The sequence below is a fragment of the Myxococcus sp. AM009 genome (assembly GCF_013372605.1).
Classification (GTDB): domain Bacteria; phylum Myxococcota; class Myxococcia; order Myxococcales; family Myxococcaceae; genus Myxococcus; species Myxococcus vastator.
The window spans coordinates 1-24784 of sequence record NZ_JABXEP010000127.1 but is presented as its reverse complement, the minus strand read 5'-3'; the positions used below and the strand labels follow the sequence as shown (position 1 = coordinate 24784).

The 24784-nt window shown below is 71.0% G+C and carries 19 protein-coding genes and 1 pseudogene; 5 read left to right on the top strand and 15 right to left on the bottom strand.

What is annotated here, in order from left to right; all coding sequences use genetic code 11:
• On the top strand, nucleotides 1–779 hold a 779-nt coding region (locus HV824_RS26350), incomplete at its 5' end, for a cell wall metabolism sensor histidine kinase WalK (protein WP_176424514.1).
• A gap of 556 nt (nucleotides 780–1335) precedes the next feature.
• Here the strand turns inward: HV824_RS26350 and HV824_RS26345 are convergent.
• Nucleotides 1336–1803 (bottom strand): hemerythrin domain-containing protein, encoded by a 468-nt coding sequence (locus HV824_RS26345; RefSeq protein WP_176419119.1) that lies wholly within the window; start codon nucleotides 1801–1803, stop codon nucleotides 1336–1338.
• A gap of 170 nt (nucleotides 1804–1973) precedes the next feature.
• On the bottom strand, nucleotides 1974–3335 hold the full coding sequence (locus HV824_RS26340; protein WP_176424513.1) for a sigma-54 dependent transcriptional regulator: 1362 nt from the start codon (nucleotides 3333–3335) through the stop codon (nucleotides 1974–1976).
• Nucleotides 3336–3493: 158 nt separating this feature from the next.
• Here HV824_RS26340 and HV824_RS26335 point away from each other — a divergent pair, with 158 nt between their 5' ends.
• Both HV824_RS26335 and HV824_RS26330 read left to right on the top strand, forming a co-directional pair.
• Complete coding sequence (locus HV824_RS26335) at nucleotides 3494–3883, top strand: hypothetical protein (protein WP_176424512.1); 390 nt, start codon at nucleotides 3494–3496, stop codon at nucleotides 3881–3883.
• Between the two features lie 373 nt (nucleotides 3884–4256).
• Nucleotides 4257–5852 (top strand): methyl-accepting chemotaxis protein, encoded by a 1596-nt coding sequence (locus HV824_RS26330; RefSeq protein WP_176424511.1) that lies wholly within the window; start codon nucleotides 4257–4259, stop codon nucleotides 5850–5852.
• Between the two features lie 62 nt (nucleotides 5853–5914).
• On the opposite strand, the gene HV824_RS26325 is transcribed toward HV824_RS26330, so the two are convergent.
• Both HV824_RS26325 and HV824_RS36925 read right to left on the bottom strand, forming a co-directional pair.
• Nucleotides 5915–7570, bottom strand: a complete 1656-nt coding sequence (locus HV824_RS26325) for a formate--tetrahydrofolate ligase (RefSeq protein ID WP_176419115.1) — start codon at nucleotides 7568–7570, stop codon at nucleotides 5915–5917.
• Between the two features lie 89 nt (nucleotides 7571–7659).
• Nucleotides 7660–8067, bottom strand: a complete 408-nt coding sequence (locus HV824_RS36925; RefSeq protein WP_217917753.1) for a hypothetical protein — start codon at nucleotides 8065–8067, stop codon at nucleotides 7660–7662.
• A 153-nt stretch (nucleotides 8068–8220) separates the two neighbouring features.
• Between HV824_RS36925 and HV824_RS26315 the strand changes: the two genes are divergently transcribed.
• On the top strand, nucleotides 8221–9765 hold the full coding sequence (locus tag HV824_RS26315) for an ATP-binding protein (protein WP_217917752.1): 1545 nt from the start codon (nucleotides 8221–8223) through the stop codon (nucleotides 9763–9765).
• A 7-nt stretch (nucleotides 9766–9772) separates the two neighbouring features.
• Here the strand turns inward: HV824_RS26315 and HV824_RS26310 are convergent, their stop codons facing one another.
• The 8 genes from HV824_RS26310 to HV824_RS26275 all read right to left on the bottom strand — a co-directional run bounded on the left by HV824_RS26310 (nucleotide 9773) and on the right by HV824_RS26275 (nucleotide 20227).
• Nucleotides 9773–10651, bottom strand: a complete 879-nt coding sequence (locus HV824_RS26310; protein ID WP_217917755.1) for a sulfite exporter TauE/SafE family protein — start codon at nucleotides 10649–10651, stop codon at nucleotides 9773–9775.
• Nucleotides 10651–11265 (bottom strand): rhodanese-like domain-containing protein, encoded by a 615-nt coding sequence (locus tag HV824_RS26305; protein WP_176424510.1) that lies wholly within the window; start codon nucleotides 11263–11265, stop codon nucleotides 10651–10653. Before HV824_RS26305 ends, HV824_RS26310 begins: the two co-directional genes overlap by 1 nt.
• Nucleotides 11266–11282: 17 nt before the next feature.
• Nucleotides 11283–11987 (bottom strand): MBL fold metallo-hydrolase, encoded by a 705-nt coding sequence (locus HV824_RS26300; RefSeq protein WP_176419110.1) that lies wholly within the window; start codon nucleotides 11985–11987, stop codon nucleotides 11283–11285.
• A 277-nt stretch (nucleotides 11988–12264) separates the two neighbouring features.
• The gene (locus HV824_RS26295; protein WP_176419122.1) at nucleotides 12265–13551 is read right to left on the bottom strand and encodes a sigma-54-dependent Fis family transcriptional regulator; all 1287 of its coding nucleotides are present in this window, start codon (nucleotides 13549–13551) and stop codon (nucleotides 12265–12267) included.
• Nucleotides 13552–13580: 29 nt separating this feature from the next.
• Nucleotides 13581–14852, bottom strand: coding sequence for an FAD/NAD(P)-binding oxidoreductase (locus HV824_RS26290; protein WP_176419109.1), 1272 nt, complete (start codon nucleotides 14850–14852; stop codon nucleotides 13581–13583).
• A 184-nt stretch (nucleotides 14853–15036) separates the two neighbouring features.
• On the bottom strand, nucleotides 15037–17739 hold the full coding sequence (locus HV824_RS26285; protein WP_176424509.1) for an AsmA family protein: 2703 nt from the start codon (nucleotides 17737–17739) through the stop codon (nucleotides 15037–15039).
• Nucleotides 17740–17968: 229 nt separating this feature from the next.
• Entirely contained in the window at nucleotides 17969–18388 is a 420-nt protein-coding gene (locus HV824_RS26280) for a hypothetical protein (protein ID WP_176419107.1), read from the bottom strand.
• A 324-nt stretch (nucleotides 18389–18712) separates the two neighbouring features.
• Entirely contained in the window at nucleotides 18713–20227 is a 1515-nt protein-coding gene (locus HV824_RS26275; RefSeq protein ID WP_255208352.1) for an ELWxxDGT repeat protein, read from the bottom strand.
• 344 nt (nucleotides 20228–20571) lie between these two features.
• On the opposite strand from HV824_RS26275, the gene HV824_RS26270 reads away from it, so the two are divergent.
• Nucleotides 20572–22266: a DUF885 domain-containing protein gene (locus HV824_RS26270; RefSeq protein ID WP_255208351.1), complete on the top strand. Its 1695-nt coding sequence runs from the start codon at nucleotides 20572–20574 to the stop codon at nucleotides 22264–22266.
• 8 nt (nucleotides 22267–22274) lie between these two features.
• Here the strand turns inward: HV824_RS26270 and HV824_RS26265 are convergent, their stop codons facing one another.
• From HV824_RS26265 to HV824_RS26255, 3 genes and pseudogenes are all read right to left on the bottom strand, one after another.
• Nucleotides 22275–22715, bottom strand: coding sequence for a fibril protein (locus HV824_RS26265; RefSeq protein WP_255208350.1), 441 nt, complete (start codon nucleotides 22713–22715; stop codon nucleotides 22275–22277).
• A 111-nt stretch (nucleotides 22716–22826) separates the two neighbouring features.
• The gene (locus tag HV824_RS26260) at nucleotides 22827–23804 is read right to left on the bottom strand and encodes a 4-hydroxy-3-methylbut-2-enyl diphosphate reductase (RefSeq protein WP_176424506.1); all 978 of its coding nucleotides are present in this window, start codon (nucleotides 23802–23804) and stop codon (nucleotides 22827–22829) included.
• A 113-nt stretch (nucleotides 23805–23917) separates the two neighbouring features.
• A pseudogene (locus tag HV824_RS26255) lies at nucleotides 23918–24784 on the bottom strand (peptidase M56); the annotation flags it as partial.

Here is a 24784-nt window from a genome sequence, read left to right as displayed (position 1 = left end):
GCCCGGTGTACGGCGAGACGGGGGAGGTGGTGGGGGCCACGGTGATTCTCCAGGACGTGACGCGGCTGCGGCGCTTCGACGAGCTGAAGAACGACCTGGTGGCCACGGTGGCGCATGAGTTCCGTACGCCGCTCACGTCCCTGCGCATGGCGCTGCACCTGGTGACGGAGGGGGTGGTGGGGCCGGTGACGGAGAAGCAGGCGGACCTGCTGTTCGCGGCGCGCGAGGACTGCGAGCGGCTGCAGGGCATCGTGGATGACCTGCTGGACTTGTCGCGCATCCAGGCAGGGCAGCTTCAGTTGGAGCTTCGCCGGGTGCCGGCGGAGGTGTTGGTGGACGCGGCGCTGGAGGCGCAGCGCGCGGCGGCGGAGGAGCGCGGGGTGCGGCTGTCGGGGCAGGTGGCGCTGGACGTGGCGCCGGTGGACGTGGACCCGGACCGGCTGGGGTTGGTGCTGGGGAATCTGGTGGGCAACGCGGTGAAGCACACGCCCATGGGCGGCGAGGTGGAGGTGCGCGTGTCGCGGGGCGCGCGCGGGGTTCGCTTCGAGGTGCGGGACACGGGGGAGGGGATTGCCGTGGAGCAGCAGGCGCGCATCTTCGAGAAGTTCTACCGGGCGCCCGGCGCGCCGGCGGGAGGCGCGGGGCTGGGCCTGTCGATTGCGAAGGACATCGTGCAGGCGCACGGCGGGGACATCGGCGTGGTGAGCGCGCCCGGCCAGGGCAGCACGTTCTGGTTCACGCTGCCCCGGCGGGAGGAGCCCGGGCCAGAGCGTGCGTGAGGGACTGGCGGACAAGCCACAGGGTGAATCAGACGCCTTATGTACGGTGGGGCTGCGCTCATCCCTGAGTCACCTGCTGTGCCAGGCCAGGCACTTCGGCTGCTTGGGAAATCACTTGGGCGCGTTGAGTGGCCGTTGTTAGCAACATTGCGGTCACCGCAAGTTCAGTGGCGGTGGTCCGCGGCGCGGGAGGGGAGGCGCTCAGGTTCGCCCGGCGCCTCTTGAACGAGGGCGCGCATGCGAAAGACCGCATGACGGAGCGGCACCTCGCGACCACGGACATCGAGACTCTCCGCTCTGAAGCTGTGTCTCGCTGGGAGACCGGCGCCGAAGAGTTCAGCTGGCATTTCAAGCTGCTGCTTCGCTTGATGGTGATGCTGGAGTTTCACGAGCGGAACTACACCGTGAAGTCCTTCGACGAGCTTCAGGAGAAGAGACTCGCAGCCCCTGTTTGCATTTTCGCTGACCTCGGACTGCTGAGGAGTGGTGTGCCTCAGGGCAACACCGCACCCTCGTCTTCACGCAGCCTGCATCCTCGTGAGGTGGACTCGCGGCCTCAGGCGTTCGCCTGCCCCTGGAGCTTCTGCATCTCCTCGCGGCGGACCTCGGAGGCGGTGCGGACGATGTCCTTGCACGACATGCCCAGGTCCTCCTCGGTGACCTTCTGACCGAGCTTGGGCAGCACGTCCCGCTCCTCCATCGTCACGTGGTCCTTCACCACCTGCTCCAGCTCGCCGAACAGGGAGACCAGCTTCTTCGGGTCGTTGCGCGCGCGAATCATCTGGGCGATGAGCTGCGTCATCTCCCCGTGCTCCTCGACGGAGTCTTGAATCAGCTTGTCTCCCACCACCCGGCGCGCGGCGGGGTACACCCAGCGCTCCTCGATGGTGGTGTGCAGCGTGAGCGCCTCCGCGAGCTGGATGCCGAGCGCTTGCCTGCTCGCGTCGTCCTTCGCCGCGCGACAGGCGTCGAACAGCGCTTCCACCTCGCGGTGCTGCTGAATCAACAGGTCAATCACGTCCACGTCCGCGCTCCTTGGAATCGGTTCGGTGTCCTCCAACGCTCCGCATGCGTGCGGGACGCCGCAATCACCGCTCCAGGCACGCGGAGAAGCCCTGCCCGGTTCGGCACCATGAAGCCCCGGGTCGGCGCGCGCGCTCACGGCTGACGTGGACGTGAGGGCTCGGAAGTCCCTCAGCCCTCGCCCGACTCGTACTTCTTCCGCTTCCGCCACAGGGTGGACGCGTCGATGCCCAGCACCCGCGCCGCCTCGTCCAGGGTGGGCGCCGAGGCCATGACGCGCAGCACGTGCTCGCGCTCGACGTCCTCCAGCGTGTGCGGCCCGCCCAGCGCCATCACCGGGCTCCCCGCCGCGGCGATGCGGTCCGGGAACGCCTGCGGCTCCAGCACCTCCGCCGGCCAGACGATGAGCGCCCGCTCCATCGCGTTGCGCAGCTCGCGCACGTTGCCCGGCCACCCATAGGCCCGCAGCATCTGCTCCGTCGCGGGCGACAGCTCCGGCGGAGGGCGCTGCGCCGCTCGCGCGAAGAAGGCGACGAAGCGCCGGGCCAGCGAGAGCAGGTCCTCCGGCCGCTCCCGCAGGGACGGCAGCTTCACCTCGATGACGTTCAGCCGGTAGAGCAGGTCCTCGCGGAAGCGCCCCTCCGCCACGTCCTTCTCCAGGTCCCGGTTCGTCGCCGTCACCACCCGCACGTCCGCCTTGCGCGTGCGCCCCTCGCCCAGCCGTTCGAACTGCTTCTCCTGCAGGAAGCGCAAGAGCTGCGCCTGGAGCCCCGGACTCATCTCCGCGATTTCATCCAGGAACAGCGTGCCCCCCTCCGCCGCCTCCACGCGCCCCGGCTGGTCCTTCACCGCGCCGGTGAACGCGCCGCGCGCGTGGCCGAACAGCTCGCTGGCCAGCAGCTGCTCTGACAGCGTGGGGCAGTTGACGGTGACGAAGGGCCGGCGCCGCCGCGCGCTCATCGAATGCAGAGCGCGGGCGAGCACCCCCTTGCCCGTGCCACTCTCTCCCCGCAGCAGCACCGCCGCGTCGGACGCCGCCGCGCGCGTCAACAGCCCGATGGCCGCGTGCATCGCGGGCGAGGCCGTCTCCAACGTGGCCTCCGGCACCGCCTGGGACAGCTGCCCCTCCAGGTTCTCCAGCTGCGACGCCAGCTCCCGGTGCCGCCGCGCCTTCTCCACCACGTGGCGAATCTGCGCGGGCGTGAAGGGCTTGGGCAGATAGTCCCGCGCCCCGCGCCGCATCGCCTCCACCGCCGTGTCGAACGTGGCGTAGGCGGTGATGAGCACGACGTCCAGGTGGGGTGACTCGGCCAGGAGGCGCGGCAGCAGCTCCATGCCGCTGGCCGTGCCCAGCCGCAGGTCGACGAGGGCCAGGTCGGCGGGGCCTTGCGCCAGCGCGGCCAGCGCGGCCTCGGGGGTGGCCGCCTCACGTACTTCGCAGCCGAAGCCCTCCAGGCACACGCGCAGGGTGTGGCGGATGTTCCGCTCGTCGTCCACCACCAGCACTCGCATGGGGCGCTCTCGAACGTCCATGGCTTCATCCTAGGCGCAATCCCCGCCGGCACACGGCCAGACCTCCCTCCCAGCGTGCGGGAGCACACGCAATGGCCGCCCGGGTGTTGGCGGTTGCCACACATCCCCTGCACTCCGTGCTGGCGTTGCTCGCCGGTTTGGGCTGGAACAGGGCCCGTATGCGCTTGATGGGGATGATGGCAGGCGGCCCACCGCCCGAAGACGGTGACGAGGAGAACGTCTTCTCCCGCGCCCGAGGCCCCTCGCCGGCCGAGCTGCGGAACCGGAAGATCGTACTGGTGGGGCTCGGGCTGCTGTTGCTCGGTGCCATCTGCCTGTACCTCCTGGGCGGGGAGAACCGGGCGCTGAACGCGCTATCTCCCGCGCAGCGCGCCTCGCTCTTCGAGGAGACGCGCGAGTCCTTCCGCGAGCTGTGCATGGGCGACGCGGGCACCACCCGCTTCCCGAAGCGCTGCGCGCGGATGGCGGACTTCCTCACCCGCTTCACGGAATGCGACGAGACCTGCCAGCGGGAGATTGCGCCCGCGCTCCAGCGCTCCGTGCGCTGACCCGAGCCCTTGCTCGGGAAGCGACGCCCTTCCCTCCTGTCCTGAGAGCACTGCGAAACCGGGCTACCGGGATGCACGCCCGTGGGTGGGGTCGGGTCCTACCCGGCTTTCACGGCGCTCCGAGTCCGTCTGCACGACACGGGCGGTGAGAGTTACCCGCCCGCGGACAGTTGGCTATCCTACGACGCGCGGCGTGAGCACCTGCCGCACGAGGATGTGGCTCCCATGGGAGTCCACGGAAGGATGGCGACATGTGCTGGCGCAGCGGGCCCTGGAAGACGGGGTTGCTCTTCCACAGCCGGATTCTGGCCGCGGCGCGCGGCATGGATTCGCGGGCGTTGAAGGGTGCTCACGGTAGCGGGGAGGCCAGCGGGTGCGTTTGAAGCTCAAGCAGAAGATGATGTTGTTGCCGGCTGTTGTCGCGGTGTTCCTGGTGGCCATCCTGGTGGCGTTCTTCGCCCTGGGGGCGCGCTCCGGTGGCGTGTACGCGCGCATCAGCAGCTCGCACGTGCCCACCATCGAGCTGAGCCGTGAGGTGATGCACCGCTACCCGGGCCTGCACCGCAACGTGGTGGTGGCGGTGACGGGGAAGGTGGCGGGGGGGCTGGAGCCGGCGCGCGCGGAGGTGCGCGAGCTCCAGGCGAAGCTCGACCTCGCGCGGGCCGTCCCGGGGGCCAACGCCGAGCGCACGGAGGCGCTCAAGGAGGCCCTGAGCACGTACTGGACGGCCGCCGAACAGGCGCTGGCGTTCGCGGTGGCGGATGACGCGCAGGCGGCGCCCACGTTCGCGGCGGTGGAGGCCCAGGCCGCGTCGCTGCGCGAGGCGCTCCAGAAGGCCGTGGACGAGGACTCCCAGGCCATCGCCAGCTCCTACGCGGAGGTGGCCGGGCTGCACAGCGCCAGCACGTGGGCGGTGACGGCGCTGGTGCTGCTGTGCATCGCGCTGACGGTGGGGCTGGCCTACTGGCTGCACCGCGAGGTGACGCTGCCGCTGGCGAAGCTGACCCACGTGGCCACGCGCATCGCGGAGAAGGGCGACCTGACGCAGGCCATCGACGTGAGCGCTCACGACGAGGTGGGCGAGCTGGCGCGCGGCTTCCAGGTCATGGTGTCCCGGCTGCGCGACGTGCCCACCACCATCCAGACGGTGGTGACGGACCTGACGGAGGCGGCGAAGACGCTGACGCAGGCCAGCCAGGAGCAGGTGAACTTCCTCACCAACCAGTCCCGCAGCCTCACCGAGGCGAGCACCACCATCGCCGAAATCGCGCAGACGTCCAGCATGGCCGCCAGCCGCGCGGAGATGGTGCTCCGCGTGGCGGGACAGGCGGACGCGTTCAGCGCGTCCGGCCAGGAGTCCATCGAGAAGAGCGCGGAGGGGCTCCAGCAGATTCGCCAGCGCGTGGGCGCGCTGGTGGGCAGCATCGGGCACCTGAGCGACCAGGCCGTGCACGCCGGTGAAATCATCGGCAGCGTGAAGGACCTGGCGGACCAGTCCAACGTGCTCGCGCTCAACGCGGCCATCGAAGCGGCGCGCGCCGGGGAGCAGGGCCGGGGCTTCGCGGTGGTGGCGCGGGAGATGCGCTCACTCAGCGGTCAGTCGCTGCAGAGCACCCAGCGCATCGGCAAGATTCTCCTCGAAATCAACCAGGCCATCCGCCAGACGGTGGGCATCGCCGAGGGCGACAGCGAGAAGATGGAGGAGGGCATCGAGCAGGTGCTCGCCTCGGCCGACACGCTGAAGGAAATCACCACCGTGGTGCAGGAGAGCAGCCAGGCCGCGCGCCAGATTGTCGCCTCCGTCACCCAGCAGAACGCGGGCATCGCGCAGATGACCGAGGTGATGACCACGCTGTCCTCCATGATGGCGGACGTGGTGACGGCCACGATGACGGCCGAGCAGGCGGTGACGCAAATCAACACGTCGCTGGGGCAGCTCCAGGCGCTGTCCACCGGCTTCCGCGTCTGACACGGCCGCCGGGCCGCGCGGGTGCCACCGTCCTGGGTGGCACCCCGGCCCGGGGCTTGGGCTCACTCCCCCTGCATCAGCCCGGTGACGCGCCCGTCGTCGTGGACGGTGACGCGGCGGGCGGCGGGCTCGCGCGGCAGGCCGGGCATGGTGAGGATGTCGCCGGTGAGCGCCACCATGAAGCCCGCGCCCGCGGACAGCCGCACCTCGCGCACGGTGAGCGTGAAGCCGCGCGGCCGTCCCAGCTTCGTGGGGTCATCCGACAGCGACAGGTGCGTCTTCGCCATGCACACCGGCAGCCCGGCGCCGCCCAGCGCGCGGACGGCGTCCAGGTCCTTCTTCGCGCTCGTGGTGAAGGCCACGTCGTCCGCGCCGTAGACGGTGCGGGCGATGGCGGCCACCTTCTCCTCGGGCGTCCGCGCCACGTCATAGAGGAAGCGCGGCTGGGGCGGCGCGGCGTCCGTGCCGTCCAGCATCTCCAGCACGCGGTCGGCCAGCTCCAGCGCGCCGTCACCGCCTCGCGAGAAGCCGTCGCACACGGCCAGCTCCACGCCGCGGGCCCTGCCGAAGGCGCGCAGCTCCTCCAGCTCGGCCTCGGTGTCCTGCGGGAAGCGGTTGACGCACAGCACGGCGGGCAGGCCGAAGGCGGCCACCGACTCCAGGTGCTTCTCCAGGTGGGCGAAGCCGCGCACCAGGGCCTCGCGGTCCGGCTCGGCCACGCGCGCGGGGGCGGCGCCGCCGTGGTGCTTCAGCGCGCGCAGCGTCACCACCAGCACCACGCCCCGGGGCCACAGCCCGCTGCCGCGGCACTTGATGTCCAGGAACTTCTCCGCGCCCAGGTCGAAGCCGAAGCCCGCCTCCGTGATGACTTCATCCGCGTAGGCCAACCCCATCCGCGTGCCCAGCACGGAGCTGCACCCGTGGGCGATGTTGGCGAAGGGGCCCGCGTGCACCAGCGCCGGGCCGCCCTCGCGCGTCTGGGCGAGGTTGGGCATCAGCGCGTCCTTCAGCAGCGCCACCATGGCCGCCGCCGCGTCCACGTCGCGCGCGCGCACCGGCTGGCCGTCCCGGGTGTGGCCGATGATGACGCGCCCCAGCCGCGCCTCCAGGTCCTTCAGCCCCTCCGCGAGCGCGAGGATGGCCATGACCTCGCTGGCGGCGGTGATGTCGAAGTGGTCCTCGCGCGGCACGCCCTGCGCCTTGCCGCCCAGGCCGACGATGACGTTGCGCAGGAAGCGGTCGTTCATGTCCAGCGCGCGCCGCCAGCGCACGCGCGTGGCATCCAGGGCCACCGGCTGGCCGTAGAAGACGGCGTTGTCCACCAACGCGGCCAGCAGGTTGTTGGCGCTGGTGATGGCGTGCAGGTCGCCGGTGAAGTGCAGGTTGATGTCGGCCGCGGGCTCCAGGCTGGCCTGCCCGCCGCCGGTGCCGCCGCCCTTCACGCCGAAGACGGGCCCCAGGGACGGCTCGCGCAGGGCCGCCACCACGCGGCGCCCCCGCTTGCGCAGGCCCATGGCCAGCGCCACGGACATCGTGGTCTTCCCTTCGCCCGGCGGCGTCGGGTTGATGGCGGACACGAGCACCAGGCGTCCCTGCCGGCCGCCCCGCTTGCCGAGCGCGTCCAGCGACACCTTGGCGCGGTGGGTTCCCCACGGCAGCACATCCTCGGGAGACAGGCCCAGCTCCGCGCCCACGTCGGTCATGGCTCTCAGCGTCATGCCGGGAATCTCCGCGCGGACCTGTCGGCGGTCAACGGCGCAGACGCGTGCCTGTTGGAATCCAGGGCCGTGAAGCCCGCTGGCGCGCGTCAGTCCAGGCGGAAGCCTTCGGGGGCGCGCGGGTCCTTCCTGTCATACATGTTGAGGTAGAGCATCACCGGCTCCTCGAGCCCTTCGTAGCTGACGATGTACACGTCGAGCATGCCAGCGCCGAAGGGCGAGCCCTCCGACTCGAAGGCGCAGCAGCTTCCTCGCCGCTCGTAGCGAACCTTCTGCCCCTGGGGTCCCCGCAGGTGCTGGAGGTATTCATGTTCCCCGTCGACGCCGCCGCCCACGTGGATGGGGTCGTCCTCGCTGAAGCCATAGCCGGAGGGCGCGCTGGAGGGGGTCGCCGCTTCCGTGGCGGGCTCGGCCGGCCGGGTGGCGCTGGCGGTGGAGGCACAGCCCGTGGCCAGCACTGGCATCAGGAGGAGCATCGCGAGGCGGGAGGTCGTCATGCGGTGAGAGCCTACCGCTTTCGCAGGGCAAGCGGCCTTGGCGTCGGAGCCCCCACGGCGGTGGCGGTCGAGCAGGGCGGCCCCTTTCACGCCCTTGGCGGGCGCCGCATCTTTCCGCCGGAAACGTCCCGCCAACGAGGCCGAGGAGCGCCCATGTCGAAGGCCCACATCCATGAGCGAGGACGGCGCGGCTGGGGCGCGCCGGGGTCCGCCGAGGCCCGTCACCCGAGCGGGCCCAGCTTCGCTCCGGCGCTGCTGAGCTTGGGGCAGGCGCTCCAGGCGGCGCTCATCGTCGACGCGTACGGGCGCGTGGCCTGGATGGACCCGGCGCTGATACACGCCACCGGACCGCATGACGCGCCCTTCGAAGGGCGCCCCGTGGAGGTGGTGCTCGCTCGGCTGCCCTGGCTCGCGCAGGCGATGCGGCCCGCGCTCCGGGGCAAGGCCGGTGTCCACGAGGAGCCGGGCCTGAAGGCCTTCGTCCTGCCCGTGTTCGACGAGCAGGGGACCTTGCTGGGGGCCTGCGCGCGCCTCCAGGTTCCCGAGTCCTCGGTGGGGCAGGTCGCCGAAGGCGGGGGGACGCGGCCCGCGCTGGAGAGCCTGGCGCACATGAACTCGGTGCTGCGCGCCACGTTCGACTCGATTGCGGAAGGCGTCATCGTGGTGGACCTGAACAAGCGCGTCACGGCCTTCAACAAGCGCTTCCTCGACATCTGGGGGCTGACCGAGGAGATGATGGTGGACCGCGACGCGGAGCGGGTGCTGGAGCGCTCGGCGGGCGGCGTGAAGCACTCGGAGTCGTTCACCTCGCGAATCCGGGAGCGCTTCGAGGCGTCCGCGCAGGTGGACGTGGAAGTCGTGGAGTTGCTGGATGGGCGCATCCTGGAGCGCAAGTCGCTGCCGCAGCGGATGGGAGGCACCATCATCGGCCGGGTGTGGAGCTACCGGGAGGTGACGGCGGAGCGGCGGGCGGAGGCAGAGCGCGAGCGGCTGCTGCGTGAAGCCCAGGAGGCCATCCGCGTGCGGGATGACTTCCTGTCCATCGCCGCGCACGAGCTGAAGACACCGCTCACGCCGCTGAAGCTGCACCTCCAGATGCTGCGGCAACAGAGAGCCGAGGCGGACGGGGCCCCCGCCCGGCACGTGGACAAGTCGTTGATGCAGGTGAGCCGTCTGACGGGATTGGTGAATGACCTGCTGGACACCTCGCGCATCCAGGAAGGGCGGCTGACGCTGAAGCATGGGCCCGTCGTGTTGCAGGAGTTGTCCCACGACGTCGTCTCCGAGATGCGCCTGTCCAGCGCGCACCACCGGGTCGAGTACGAAGCGCCGGAGGCACCCCTGGTCGTCCTGGGCGACGCGGACCGGCTCGCGCAGGTCCTGGTCAACCTGATGGAGAACGCCTTCAAGTACAGCCCCAGTGGGGGAACGGTTCACGTCCGGATGGCTCGGGAGGAACGCCACGCCCACGGCTCCGTCCAGGACGAAGGCATTGGCATTCCGCGGGACCAGCAGGAGCACCTCTTCGAGCGCTTCTTTCGCGCTCGCAACGCGCCCATCTCCGGCTTCGGTGGCCTGGGCTTGGGGCTCTACATCTGCCGGGACATCGTCGAGCGGCATGGCGGCCGTCTGTGGGTGGAGAGCGAGCTGGGGCGCGGCTCCACCTTCCACTTCACCGTGCCGCTGGCGCCCGCGTGACAGCGCTTCACCGGAGCAGGGCTTGCGCGCTCTGTCGCTGGCGTGCCACCCGCAGACGCCACGCCGTCACGAGAATGCCCACGGCCAGGGGCGCCACGCTCCAGCGCCACAGCCCCTCCGTCCACAGGCGCTCGCGCAGCGGCGCGGGAGCCTGGGCGCCCAAGAGGAAGGCCGCGGTGGTCAGCACGAACACCGCGAAGCCCTTGCGAAGCAACGCGGGGGGCACGCGCCCCGCGAGCCTCCCGCCCACGAGGCTGCCCGTCAGCGCGGCCAGGAGGACTTCGCCGGTGAGCATCCAGGGCAGGTCCAGGTGGCCCAGGTGGCCTACCAGGCCCGCGGCGCACTGGAGCGCGATGACCACCAGGGACGTGGCGGTGGCGACTGGCATGGCCAGCCCCGCCAGGGAAAGCGCGGGCACGATGAGGAAGCCGCCCCCGGCGCCCACCAGTCCCGACAGCACGCCCACCGCGACGCCTTGTGCCAGCACGCGCGGAGCGGGGAGCGGGGGGGCGTCGGTGGCGACGGGCCCGGCTTCCCGGCGGCGAAGCATGGCCACGGCGGCGGCCACCATGACGCCGGCGAACAGGAGCAGCAGCGTGTCCGGCGCGAGGTGGGGATTGAGCCGGCCGCCGAGGAAGGCCCCGCCCATGCCACCCGCGCCGAACACGAGCGCGGTGCGCCAGCGGACGCGGCCCGCGCGCGCGTGAAGGACGGCCCCGCTGGCGCTGGTGACGCCCACCACCACCAGGGACATGGCGATGGCCGTGCGAGGCTCGACGTCCAGGACGTAGATGAGCAGCGGCACGGTGAGGATGGAGCCGCCGCCTCCGAGCAGACCCAGCAGGATGCCCACGAGCAGCGAGCCCGCGATGCCCGCGTACAGCATCACCGCTCGCCTTCCGCGCGCGCGACGGCGAGCAGGTCCTGGAACGTGCGCAGCAGGTGCTCGAAGGCGGCGGTGTCCCGCACGCCCGTTGGCCTCGCGGCCTGGAGCGCGTCGAGCACGGCGGTGAGTGCTTCCCGTGACGGGTTCGTCAGGGGGGGCACGGTGGGACCTTCGTGGGGCGGTGGTGCCAGGGCGCGGTGGAGGCCGTCGAGCAGCCCGTCGCGGACGGTGCCCAGTGTGGGCAGGGGGTGTGGGACGGTGCGCACCACGGGCAGCCGCGCGGTGTTCCATGCGAGCATCCCGCCTCGCAGGTTCATCACCCGGGTGAAGCCCAGGGTGACGAGGCTCATGGCCGCCCTCGCCGAGCGCGCCCCGGAGCGGCATACCAGCACCACGTCCGTGTCACGCGGCCAGGCGTCGACGACGTCCTGCACCGTGGCCAGCGGCGCGTGCCGGATGCCCGGGAGGTGGCCCAGGATGCCGTCGAGCTCGGCGGCCTCGCGCACGTCGACCCGCGTGAGCTGGGAGGGCGGCGGGAACGCCGCGAGCTGTCCCACGTCCACGTCGCGGTAGCCCGCGGGATGGGGCGTGGCGTTGTCGAAGAGCGGATGCATGGGGACGCCGCGTGGCCTCAAGGCTGGAGGGAAGGTGAGGGCGGCGTGTGTCCGCAGGCCCGGTTGGCGGGGACGGCCACGTCCAGCTTCTTGGGCGGCGGGAGCTGGAGCGCGTTCATCAAGAGGATGAAGTCCTCGCGCGTGCGTCCGGCGAGCCGGGGGTTGTGCTGCTTCTCCTCGCCCACCGTGGACGTGGCGTGCCCGGCGTAGTCGTGGCCGGGGTACACCGCTGTGTCGTCAGGCAGGGTGAAGAGGACGCGGGTGATGGCGTCGTAGAGCTGGCCCGGGTCGCCGTTCTGGAAGTCCGTCCTTCCGGTGCCTCGGACGAGCAGCGCGTCTCCGGTGAAGAGACGGCCGTCACAGAGGAAGCTCAGGCTGTCGTCGGTGTGGCCGGGCGTCTCGAGGACACGGACTTCGAGGCCGCCCACGCGCACGAGGTCTCCGTGGCGCACGGTCCGGTCCACGCAGGGCGCGCCGCGACGGGAGGCCACCACGGTGGCGCCTGTCCGCTCGCGGAGCACCCCCGCGCCGGTGACGTGGTCGGCGTGGACGTGCGTCTCCAGCACCACGGACAACGTGAGGCCCAGCTCCCGGAGGAGCTTCAGGTCGCGCTCCGTCTGCTCCAGCACCGGGTCGATGAGCGCGGCGGCGCCCGTGGCCTCGTCGGCCAGGAGGTACGTATACGTCGAGGTGTCCGCATCGAAGAGCTGGCGGAAGAGCATCGATTGCCTCCGTCGGAGTGGGGGTACGAGGCCGTGATTGCCAGCGGCGTGCCATCAGGCCGGGCGGTGGAGGCGGAGGGGCTCGTGTCGAGGGGACGCGGGTTGCCGGCACCGTGGAAACGCACCCTGCGGGCAAGATGGCGTGCTTCAAGCGCGCTCCTGTGAAACGCGCCTGAAACACCGCCTGAAACGTCGTTGGGGGCCCATGCTCGCGGTGCTCCGTGGCGTCAGGCAGCGAACGTGTGGCTGTGTCGGAGGGACGCTCCAGGCGCGGCGCTCAGCGTTCGGCCGTCGCGCCCAGGTCGCGCAGGCGCCGCCACAGCGTCACGCGGCTGACGCCCAGCAGGCGCGCGGCCTCGGAGCGGTTGCCGCCCACCTGGGCGAGCGCGGCGCGGATCCGCGCCGGCTCCAGCGAGGCCTCCGGGGCGGGCCTCGTCACGGGCGCTGGCTGCCGCGGCTCGGAGAACTCAGGCGGCAGGTCCGCCTCGTGGACCACCGGGCCTTCTCCGATGACGTAGGCGTACTCCATCACGTTGCGCAGCTCGCGCACGTTGCCGGGCCAGGCGTGCTCCTCCAGCAAGCGGCGGGCACCCGGAGAGAAGCGCTGCACGCGGCGGGTGCCTCGCTGGTGCAGCTCCTCCAGGAAGCGCAGGGCCAGCGGGAGGATGTCGCCTCGGCGCTCCCGCAGCGTGGGCAGGAAGAGCGGCACCACGCGCAGGCGGTACATCAGGTCCGCGCGGAAGCGCCCCGCCTCCACCTCGCGCCGCAGCGGCCGGTGCGTGGCGGCGATGATGCGCACGTCCACGGGCACGGGCTGCCGGCCTCCCACGGGGATGACGGTGCGCGTCTCCAGCACGCGCAGCATCTTCGCCTGGAGGTCCAGGGGCATCTCCGCCACCTCGTCCAGGAACAACGAGCCCTTGTCCGCGAGCCGGAAGTGCCCCGGACTGTCGCGCACCGCGCCCGTGAAGGCGCCGCGCACATGGCCGAACAGCTCGCTCTCCAGCAGGTTGGGCGGCAGCGCGGCGCAGTTGATGGCGCGAAACGGCCCGCGCGCCCGTGCCGACAGCGCATGCAGCGCGTGCGCGATGTGCTCCTTGCCGGTGCCCGACTCTCCGCGAACGAGCACGCTGGACTCGGTGCGGGCCACCTTCTCGACGATGCGGAAGACGCGCCGCAGCTCGGGCGCCTGGGTCCACAGGCCGTGGAAGAGCTCGGCGTGGCCTTCCAGCGCGCCCTCGGCGTCCGGCGTGATGAGCAGGGCCCACCCGCCCACGCGGGCGCCGCGCTTCAGGGGGACCGCGCGCACCCGCACGGACTTCAGGCGCCCGTCCACACGCAGGTGGGCGGAGGTCTCACGGCCGTCCTTGAGCAGGGCGTCCAGCGGCTCCGCGCCGTCGGGACGCACCAGGACGTGCGCCAGCGGCGCCCCGGCGCGAGGCGTGCCGCCCAGCAGGGCTTCGAGCGCGGGCGTGAGCGCGCTCACCTGCCGCGCATGGTCCACGAGGAGCACGGGGCCCGCGAGGGCATCCAGGGCAGGGAGCGCGAGGTGGGCGGTGGGCATCGTCGGTGCATAGCCCGCCACCCCGCATCTCATGCAAGGCCCCGCATCATGAAGGTCCAGTAGAGGTTCGGCAGGCCGTACTTCTTGAGCAGCCACATATCGCGCCGCTCCTGGAGGGTGTCGATGAGCGGGATGCTGGGCGCGGGCTTGCCGTCGTAGTCGAACTCGGCGAGCAGCAGGCGCCCATAGCCGGTGGTGAGGGGGCAGGACGCGTAGCCGTCATACCGCGCGGTCAGGGGCCGGTCCTTCATGCAGGCCAGGAGGTTCTCCACCAGCACCGGCGCCTGCTTGCGCACGGCGGCGCCCGTCCGGCTGGTGGGCAGGTCCGACGCATCACCGAGCGCGAAGACGTTCGGATGGTCCGGGTGCTGGAGCGTGTACTTGTCCGCCTTCACCCAGCCGGCATTGGGGCCCTCCTGCCAGGACAGCGGGCTGCGCTTGATGAAGTCCGGCGCGCTCTGCGGCGGGGTGACGTGCATCATGTCGTAGGTCAAGGTGACGCGCTCCGGCTGCCCGTCGCGCGGGGTCTCGAAGGTGGCCTCGCGCCGCTCGCCATCCACGGCGATGAGGTTGTGCTGGTAGCGGGGGGTGATGCCATAGCGGCGCACCACGCCCTCCAGCACGGCGGCGAAGGGCTTCACGCCGAAGATGACCTTCGCGCCGGAGCCGAAGACGACGCTGGAGCGCTCCAGCACGCCGGTGCGGCGGAAGTGGTCGGCGGCCAGGTACATGATTTTCTGGGGCGCCCCGGCGCACTTCACGGGCGTGGAGGGCTGGGTGAAGAGCGCGGTGCCGCCCTGGAAGCCCTTGAGCAGGCGCCACGTCTTGGGCGCGAGCTGGACGTCATAGTTGCTGCTGACGTGGGGTGTCTTCAGGGCCTCGCGCAGACCCGCGACCTTGTCCCAGTCGAGCTGGATACCGGGGGCGACGACGAGGAAGTCATAGCCCAGGCGCAGGCCGCCGCGGGTGAGGACCTCCCGCGCCTCCGGGTCTATCTCCGTGGCGGCGTCGCGGACCCACTTCACGCCGCGCGGGATGAGGCGGGACTCGTTGCGCACGGTGTCCTCGACGCGCGCCTCCCCGGCGCCCACCAGCGTCCACAGGGGTTGGTAGTAGTGGTGCTGGGAGGGCTCGAGGATGGCGACGCCCTTCTGTCCGGCGCGAGCCAGCCGGGCGGCCACCGTGATTCCGGCCGTGCCACCTCCGATGATGAGGACGCGATGGTGTTCGCGCACCGGCATCACCCTGGGGCCGGACGGCGTCACCGAATCCCCGCGGCCGAAGTCCTCGCTCATCTGCATGTCGCGCGCTCCCTTGTGACGCGTGAAACGGACAGGAGGCCCCAGCAGGGCCCGTGCCACACTCGTCCCCGAGTGCAGGCCTCGGGTGACGGGGTGAACAGGGTGTTTCCCGGTCGTTTCAGCGTGTTTCAAGGGGCACGGGCCGCGGCACCGGAAGAGAGGGCCCGGTGCCGCGCGCGGACCGCTACTTCCCGAAGATGCCGCGCAGGCGCTTCTTCGCTTCTTCCTCGGCGCGCTTCTTGGCCTCGGCCTCCAGGCGCGCCTTCTCCTCGGCGGCCTTGGCCTCCAGCTCCTTGCGCCTGGCCTCGGCCTCGGCGCGAAGCTTGTCCTCGCCGCCTTCGATGAGGCCCTGCACCTGCTGGCCGCGCTCGCCGCCAATCAGGCTGCCCGCCAGCGACGAGGCCGCCAGCTTCGCGATCTGCGTCACCGCTGGCTTCAGGTCCAGGCTGGTGACCTCCGGCTTCCACGCGGGGCCCGTCAGCTTCAGGCCCACGGGGATGGCGGCCGGCGGCGTCACCTTGCCCAGCGTCAGCGTCTTCACCGTGGCTGGCGTCAGCGACACGGAGCCTGTCAGGTCCAGCACGCCGTCCAGCCGGATGCCGCCGTCGAAGCTCAGCGCCGCCTCCGGACGCGACCACGTCAGCGGCTTGGAGAGCTGCGCCACGCCGTCCTTGATTTGCACGCTGAAGGGCAGGTCGCCGCCCAGCTTCGTCACCTGCTCGTTCTTCAGGCCCTTGGCCGCGATGGGCAGCGCCTTGGCGAGCGGCTCGGACACCGCCGACACCAGGTCCTTGCCCAGCAGCTCGCCATCCAGCAGGTCGCCATTGATTCCACCGAGCAGCGTCTGCTCGAGCTGGTCGGACGTGTAGCCCACGCCCTTCACGTCCACGTTGCCGTTGAACTTGCCCGTCACGGCTTTCTTTGGGGTGAATTGCGTCAGCGCCTGCTCCACCGCGACGCCCTCCACCTTCACCTTCGCCTCGAAGGGGCGCTGCTCGGGCAGCGGGCCCAGGCGCACCGTGGTGCCGTCCGCGACGATGCGCCCGCCGTAGACGCCCGTGGAGAACTTCTCCACCGTGATGAGGTCGTCGGTCATCTTCACCACGCCCGTCACTTGGGTCATGGTCATGTCCATGTAGCGCAGCGAGCCCACCGCGAAGCGGAGGTCGCCCCGGTAGCCGTTGAAGCGCGTCGGGTCATCCGACGGCGGCTCCTCCGGCGGCGGACCGCCACGCGCCTGGACTTCCTCCTCGCTCATCATCAGCGCGTCCGCGTCCAGGTTCTGGCTCTTGAGGTCCGCGGCGAACGTCGTCGTCTGCTGCTTTCCCGTCCCCGCGAGCGCGAAGGACGCGCTGCCCGTCAGCGTGTCCGCGAGCACGTTCGCGGTGAGCTTGGGGATGTCCACCTTCATGCCGGAGCCCTTGCCGGGCGCGTAGGTGCCCACGGCGCTCAGGTCCATCCGCTGTCCCGGGGCCTTGTCCACCAGCAGGCCGGGCCGCAGGTCGACGCCGCCCAGGTCCGCCTTCGCGTCGAAGCGCAGGGCGCCGCCCGTGGCCGCCGCGCCGGAGACTCGCGCGGAGAGCTTCATGGCCCCGCCCGCGTCCTTGGTGAGCTGGGCCGGCACGCGCAGCCGCACGGGCGTCAGGTCCACGTTGACGTCAATCGCCTGCGCGTCCTGCGTGCCGCTGCCGCGCACATCCAGGCCGATGGGGCCGGCAATCATCCCGTTGAGCTGCTTGCGCAGCGGCGGGTAGTACTCGGCGAGCGCGGCCGGGTCCAGGTTGCGGCCCGTCAGCTCGAAGCCCTCCACCGCGGGCGTGTCGGTGAGCAGGCCCTTCACGCTGCCCTTGCCGCTGAGGCTCGCGGGGCCCAGGTCCACCTTCAGCTTGTTGAGGGCCAGGTCGCCGGTGGTGATGTCGCCCGCGACGTCGGTGTCCACGACGACGTCCAGCGCCTTGCCGCCCTCGGAGCCGGTGAAGCTCAGGCCCAGGGCCTTGATGATGCCCACCAGCTTCGTGGGGCCCTGGCCGCCGGGGACGGCGCCGCCCAGGTCCGCCTGCCAGTCCGCGTCCAGCGTGCCCGCCCGCAGGCCGATGTCCGGCGGCAGGAAGGGGCCCAGCGGGGCGAGGTCGATTTTCTGCGCCTTCAGCGTCACGCGCTCGGGCGTGGGGACCAGCGTGGCCGGCAGCGGCGCGGCGTGCAGGGACACCTGGAGGTTCTGGGTGTCCGCGAGCACGGCGGCGGCCAGGTTCACCACCAGCGGCTTGCCCACGCGCAGGTCCTTCACCTCGATGTCCAGGTCCTTCACGCCCAGCTCGCGGGCCTGCGCCCCGGCGCCGCGGTCCACGAAGCGGATGGCGCCGTCGGTGAGGGCCGCGCGCTCGACGTGGACGCCGGAGAGGTCCATGGGCTGCGACGCATCAGCCGGCGCCTCCTCTTCCTTGGGCTGCTGCGCTTCCAGCCGCTGGAGCAGGCGCTGCACGTTGGTGGTGCCGTCGGCGAAGCGGACCAGGTTGACGGTGAGGCCGGAGACCTCCGCGTTCTTCACCTGGATGTCCTTGCCGCTGGAGGACAGGAGCGGGCCCGCGGCGACGCGGACGTCAATCTGAGCCAGTTGGGCCAGCGGCAGGTCTTCCCCTTCGGCGGGGCCGACGGTGACGTTCTCCACCTGGGCGCCCAGGGTGGGGAAGAGCTTGGTGGAGATGTCCCCGATTTCGATGGGACGCCCCAGGAGCTGGGAATAGGTGGCCGCCTGGTCGCGGGCCGTCTTCAACAGGATGGCGTCCAGTCGCCAGAGGGCCACGGCCACGATGATGACGAGGAGCGCGAAGACTCCTCCGAGGACATAGGGCCAACGGCGCTTCTTCTTCACCACGGTGTCGGACATCGGTTGAAACCTCCTCCAGCGAGCGGGCCGCAGGCGCCGGCCTGTGCGGTACCCGAGGGGCAGGCAGACGCTTAGCCCAGCCCTGCCGCGTCCGCACGCGTCAGACGCGCTGACCCGCGGCGGGACAGCCGTATGACTGTTCTGCCCAAGACGACGCTGGAGGCGGGGAGAAATGCACGGAGGCGTACACTTCGAAGGACGGACGGCCGCTCTGGGGGGAAGCAGGCGCTTAGTGCTGCACGGCGAGGATGCGCCAGCCTCGCGTGTCGACGGCGTAGAGCGCCCCCATGTCGTTGGGGACCGCCTGGGTGCCACAGGCCTGGGGTGACAGGACGATGCTGACCAGGACGACGCCCTCCTGGTAGGGGGCCGCGTAGACGTCGTACGACTCACGCCGGTACAGGCACTCCCTGCCGGGGTGGGACGGCGTCGGCGCCTTCTTGTCCCAGGGATAGAAGTCCTCCATGGCGAGCTGGATGGCTCGTGCCATGTCACCTGGAATGCTGCGCAGCCCTTCTTCGGGAATGCCCGTGGAGGGGAACGTGAAGCGAGCGGCTTCTTCCGGTGGCGCGTGGACAGGGCGTGGCGGGCGCTGGAAGAGCGCGCACGCGGGAAGTGCCAGGACGAGGAGCGGTAGCCACCGGGTCATGAAGTCTCCTGCTCAGTCCAGCCCACCAACGGGGGTCACGATGCCTGCGGCCTTGTTGCTATATGGCCCGAGTCGATGCTCATGAACCCGTAGGACTCGGTCTCCTGGGAGTGACGCAGGTTGCCAGAGCAGCTCAGTGCCAGTGCCAGCACTGCCCCCACCGGCAAGCCTAGTCGCTTTCAGGTCCCAGCGCCGCTAGCAGGAGGTGCGCTCAGTCCAAGTGGACCGGTGCGGACAGTGCATGCTCATGCCCGGCGAACGTAGTGGGACGCCGGCGGCGATGTCCATTGTCGTGGCCTTGGACCTACTCCAGGCGCCTACCGCTCAGCGCATGCCATTGCCGGTCAGGTCACACATGCCCGCCGGCCGCATGCGGAGCGCGCGCAGCTCGCGGCCGTAGTCGGCGCTGTCGCTGGCGACGAAGTAGAGGTCCCACCCCGAGCGGACGAAGTCGCTCGGGAGCGAGTGCAGGGTCCCCGGCGCGATACCCTGCACCTCGAACGCCCCCTGCTCCCGGGTGTCGCTCACCCACGCCTCCCGCCCCCCGGCCTCCGTGTAGGCGCTGAAGAAGAGGTACTCCTCCACGGCCGTCAGCTCCGAGGGCTCCGAGCCCTGCGCGCCCACGGCGAGGTCGGCGTGCAGCTGCGTCCCCGCGCTCGTCCCGTTGCTGCTCCACAGCTCGCGGCCATGCACCCCGTCATCCGCGACGAAGAAGAGCCGGTCCTTCACCACCGTGAGGTTCGTCGGCTGCGACGGCACCGTGCCCGGGTAGATGTCCTTCACTCGCGTCGTGCCGGACGTCGTGCCGTCGCTGCGCCACAGCTCGAAGTCCATCCCCTCGTCGCCCGTCGTCGCGCTCAGGAAGAGCTTGTTCTTGTAGGAGACCAGCCCCAGCGGCGCGCCAATGAACGTGTACACGTAACGCGCCCAGCCCGACGTGCCGTGGGTGACGTAGAGCCGCGTCTCCGGCGCGTCGAAGTTCCAGGTGAAGAACAGCTTGTCCTCCACCGGCGTCAGGTCGCCCAGCATGTGGTCCTCCGGCCCGTCCACGAGCCGCACGAAGCGGGTGCCATCGGTTCGGTACAGCTGCACCCGGCTCGCCTGGCGGTCGGTTGGTGAGAAGATGTTCACCTTGACGTAGAGGGCGTTCGTCCCCGCCACCAGCTCGAAGTGGCTGGAGACCAGGTCCCCCTCGGTGCTGAAGTCACGCAAGAGGTAGGTGCCCTCCTCCGTGCCGTCGCTGCGCCACAGCTCGCGGCCATGCACGCCATCGTTCGCCGTGAAGTACAGCACGCCGTCGTAGAACGTCAGGTGCTCCGGGGCCGAGCCCAGCGCCCCTGACGAGATGTCCTTCACCAGCGCCGTGCCCTCGGTGGTGCCGTCCGTCTTCCAGAGCTCGCGGCCATGCATGCCGCTCTTCGCCGCGAAGTACGTCGTCGTCCCGCCTTGGATGAAGGGACCCGCGTCCGAGCCCGGGACGCCGGAGTTCACGTCCAGCAGCGGGCGCGTCCCCGAAGCCACGCCCACGCTCACCCAGGGCTCACGGCCCCACACGCCATCCGTGGCGGAGAAGAGGAGGGCCTCGTTGCCGTGGGTGAGGCCCCGCGGATAAGAGTGCCCCGCGCCCGGGATGATGTCCCGCACGATTCGGGCCGTCGTGTCGCACAGCTCCCAACCGGGAGCCGCGCCCAGGCGCGCGGTGTCTTCACGGCCAGCGGCGGCTTCCACCTCCCCGTGCGCCAGGCGAACCGGGTAGGGGGCGTCAATGCCGCAGCCGACGGTGGCGAGGCCTGAGACGGCGGACAACAGCAAAGGAAGGCTCTGTGCGCGAAGACGCATACTTACTCCTGGTTTCGGTGGCTGGCTGCGGTGGGGTGCCGCGGTCGCGCAATCTGGCCGGGATGTGACGAAACCCAACCCGTCCGCGAGTCGGTCCAGGGCTGTCATTGCGTGACAGTCGCCCTCCGTGGGCGCCTCGGCGTACGAGCCCGGGGACCTTCAGCCGACAACCCGTCCGCGAGCTGTTCGACGAAGAATCATCCCGAGCGCGCTTCCCGCTTTCCGAACCGCCGCCTCATCACGAGACTCGACGCGCCATGCGCATTCGCTCCTCATTCGTCCTGTTGGCCTGTGTCTCCGCTTGCGCTTCGCGCCCGGGGCCTGGGCCGGAGTCCTCCACGGCCATGCCCACCGCCACCGTCTCCGCCGCGGATGCCGACTACGTCCTCCTCGCGCGCGAGTACCTGGATTGGTATGCGGCGGCGCATCCCACCCGGGCCACGCGGCTCGGCTATCACATGCATGACGCCCACCTGCCGGACGTCTCTTCGGACGCGCTGAAGCGCAAGGCGGAGGCGCTGCGCGGCTGGCTGACGCGCCTGGAGCAGGTGGAGGCGCGCGGTGGCTTGTCGGGAGACGCCGCCGTGGACGTGCGCGTGCTGGAGAACGCGATGCGCGCCGACCTGCTGGAGCTGGAGGAGGTGCGCCCCTGGGAGCGCAACCCGGGCTTCTACGTGGGCATCATCTCCAGCGGACTGGACGGCCTGTCGTCACGCGAGTTCGCACCCGTGGCCGAGCGCATGCGCGCCATGCGCTCCCGGATGGCGCGCATCCCCGGCGTGCTCGACGCGGCGCAGTTCAACCTGAGCGGCGTCCCGAAGCTGTGGGCGGAGTACGCGCTGCGCGACGCGCGCGGCACCGTGGCGTACCTGCGCGCGGACCTGCCCCGGACGCTGGAGGCGCAGGGGTATGCCCAGGTGCCGCTGAGCGAGCGCGCCGCCTTCACCGCCGCGCGCGAGGAGGCCGCGCGGCAACTGGAGGCCTTCGCGGTGTGGCTGGAGCGCGAGCTGCTGCCCAAGGCCGACGGCGACTTCCGCCTGGGCCGCGAGCGCTTCGAGAAGAAGCTGGCGCTGGAGGAGCACGTCACGCTGGACGCGGACGCGCTGCGCGACATCAACGAGCGAGCCATCCGCGACTACAAGGCCTGGGTGGCGCGCGAGGCGGCCCGGTTGGACGCCTCCAAGACGCCCGAGCAGGTGATGGCGGAGCTGGTGAAGGACCACCCGAAGGCGGAGGAGCTGGTGGCCTCGGCGCGGGCGCAGTTGGTGGAGCTGCAGCGCTTCGTGCGCGAGCGGAACATCCTCACGCTGCCGTCGGACCGGCTGCCAGTGGTGCGGGAGACGCCGCCCTACGCGCGGCTGGGCTTCGCGTCCATGGACACCCCCGGCCCCTTCGAGAAGAAGGCCACCGAGGCCTTCTACAACATCACCAACGTGGAGCCCGGCTGGACGCCCGAGCAGAAGGCCCAGCACCTGACGTACTTCAACCGCGCGGGCCTCCTGGGCATCACCGTCCACGAGGCCATGCCCGGCCACTTCGTGCAGTTGCTCTACGGCGCGCGGATTCCCACGGACGTGCGCAAGGTCTTCACCCCCGCGTCCCTGGTGGAGGGCTGGGCGCACTACTCCGAGCAGATGATGGTGGATGAAGGTCTGGGCAATGGCGACCCGGCCGTGCGGCTGGGGCAGCTCCGCCGCGCGCTCCAGCGGCACGCGCGCTGGTACGCGGCGCTGGCGCTGCACGTATACGGGGAGCCCGTGGAGGCGGTGGCGAAGCGGTACGCGGAGATCGCGTACTTCGAGCCCTTCCCCGCGCTGCGCGAGGTGGAGCGTGGCACGCTCGACCCCACGTACCTGTATTACGCCGTGGGGCGCATGCAGATCTTCAAGCTGCGCGACGACTACCGCCGCCACCTGGAGTCGCGCGGCAAGACGCTGGTGCTGAAGGACTTCCATGACAGGCTCCTCCAGCTCGGGCTGCCCGTGTCGCTCGCGCGGGAGGTGTTCCTGCCGGGCGACACGGCGCCGTCGCTGGAGTGAGCCGCGGGCTACAGCTCGATGACCCGGGGCGTCTCCTCCTGCGCCACCTGCGAGCGGGAGGCGAGCCCCTGGAGGTTGAAGCCGTTGGGCGCGTGCACGGCGCCCGCGGTGTTCGGGTCCAGGTAGAGGCTCACCGGCGCGGCGAGCCCGTCGTAGGTCACCTCGAAGACCTCCAGCTCGGTGGGCGCGCCGACGCCGCAGCAGGGCCCCACGCGGCGCCAGGCGATGCGCTGCCCCTGGGGTCCGCGCAGCAGCTCCAGGAAGGCCATCAGGCCCCGGTCACCCCAGCCGACACGGACCGGGTCCTGGGGGTGGAAGCCGTACTCCACCACCTCGACTCGCGGCGCCGTGGACGCCGAGGCGCGGGGCTCGGGCACCGCGGACTTGTTGGTTGATGCACACGCCGCCAGGAAGAGCATCCCGGCACAAGCGGCTCGAAGCAGCGACATTCCCACCCTCCCCACCACCACCGTCCCGAAGGGAAGCTGTGGCTGGGTGGCGCTTCGTGCAGCCCTGCACGGCCCCGGCTGTTCACCGCCGGACGTTGACCGCGCCCGGCGTCACTTCTTCTTCGGCGCCGTCCCCGACATGTCGCGGATGAAGACGCGGTCGATGCCGTGGATGCGCAGGGCCACCAGCTCGTCCGGCGTGACGTTGGGGTAGCCCGACGCACGCAGCTGCTTCACGAAGTCGGGCGTGACGCCGTGGATGCGGAAGGCCAGGAGCTGGTCCTGGGTGAGGTCCTGGAAGCCCAGCTCGCGCAGCTGCTTCACGAAGTCGGGCGTGACGCCGTGGATGCGGAAGGCGATGACGTCCTCCGCGTCCGTGCCCTGGAAGCCCAGCTCGCGCAGTTGCTTCACGAAGTCGGGCGTGACGCCGTGGATGCTCATGGCGGTCAGCTGGTTCCAGGGCAGCTTCGTGAAGCCGGCGCTGGAGAGCTCCTTCACGCGCTGGGGCGTGACGCCGTGGATGCGGCCCGCGACCAACTCCTTGAACGACAACCCGGGGTAGCCCGCGTCGGACAGGCCGCGCACGTACTCGGGCGTCACGTCGAAGATGCCCGCCTGGATGAGCTCCTCCGTACTGAGCTGCTTGTAGCCCAGCGCGGCCAGGGCCTGGATGCGGGCGGTCGTGACATTCGTCGCCGCCAGCTGGAACTGCGCCTCGGGCGTGATGTCCGAGTAGCCCAGCGAGGCCATCGTCTTGAGGAAGGCGCTGCTGGCCTCGAAGCGGAAGTGGCCCGCGCCCTGGCCGTCCTGGAACTGACCGTCGAAGCGGAAGGTGCCGGCCTCGCGCGGCAGTGTGAAGGTGGTGGCGCCGCCCGTGGTGGACAGTCCCTGGAAGGACGCCATGGGCTCGGTGAAGCCCATGTTGCGGTGCGGGCTCTGCTGGAGCTGGAGGTTCAGGGTGGAGGGGTCGCTGCGCTTGGACGAGGCCGACCAGGTGCCGCGAGGCTCGAAGGTGGAAGAGGCCGCGACGGCGGAGGTGGCCATCAACAACAGGGCCACGAGGGACAGGCGTGAGGACATGAGACGCATGGTGGGCTCCTTCGGGTAGACCCCTCCCGTGCGGCGCGCGTCCGGTGGGACATGCGCCGAGCGGGGTGGGGGCAATCGAGACGTGAGGGGTGCTGGTGTGCGGGACGGACGGCTTACTTCGAGCCGGTGCCGCGCATCTTCCGGATGAAGTCCGCGTCCACGCCGCCGGTGCGCAGCCGCACCAACTCGTCGACGGAGAGGTCCTTCAGGCCCGCGTCGTGGAGCTCGCCCAGGAAGTCGGCGTCCACGCCCGTGGCGCGCAGCCGCTGGAGCGCCTTCGCGTCCGTCGTCTGGACGCCCGCCTTGCGCATGCTGGCGAGCCAGCCCGCGGAGATGCCCACGGCGCGGAGCCGCGTCAGCTCCTGGGCCTTCAGCTTCGACAGGCCGTGCTTGTTCAGCTCGCGGATGTACTCGGGGCTCACGCCCACGGCGCGGAGGTGGGTGAGCTCCTCCAGCGACATGCCGGTGTAGCCGGCGTCCTTGAGGCCGCGGACGAAGTCCTCGTCCACGCCCACGGCGCGCGCGTGGGACAGGGCCTTCGGGTCATCGACGTTGAAGCCCGCGGACTTGAGGGACTGGATGTATTTGGGCGTGACGCCCAGGTGCCGCAGGTGCGTCAACTCCTCCGCTTCCAGCTTCCGGCCGAAGCGCGTGTTCATGTCCTGGATGTAGTCGGGGGTGACGCCAGCGTGGCTCATCGTCACGAGGTTGGCGACGGTCGGCGTGTAGCCCATGGCCGTCAGCTGCCGCACGCGCTCCGGGGTGATGCCCGCGCTCTTGAGCGCGATGAGCTGCGCCACGGAGAGCTGCTGGCCCGCGCCGACCCGCGTCTGCCCGTCAAGCTCCCGCTGGGCGCGCGCACCCAGGCTCCGCGCCGGAGGAGCGGGCGGCGGGACGGGGCCCGGCGCTGCCTGGACCGCCACGGCCGCGACGCTGGCCGGCGCCGCGGGGGGCGCCGGGGGCGCGGGCGGTGTCACGGG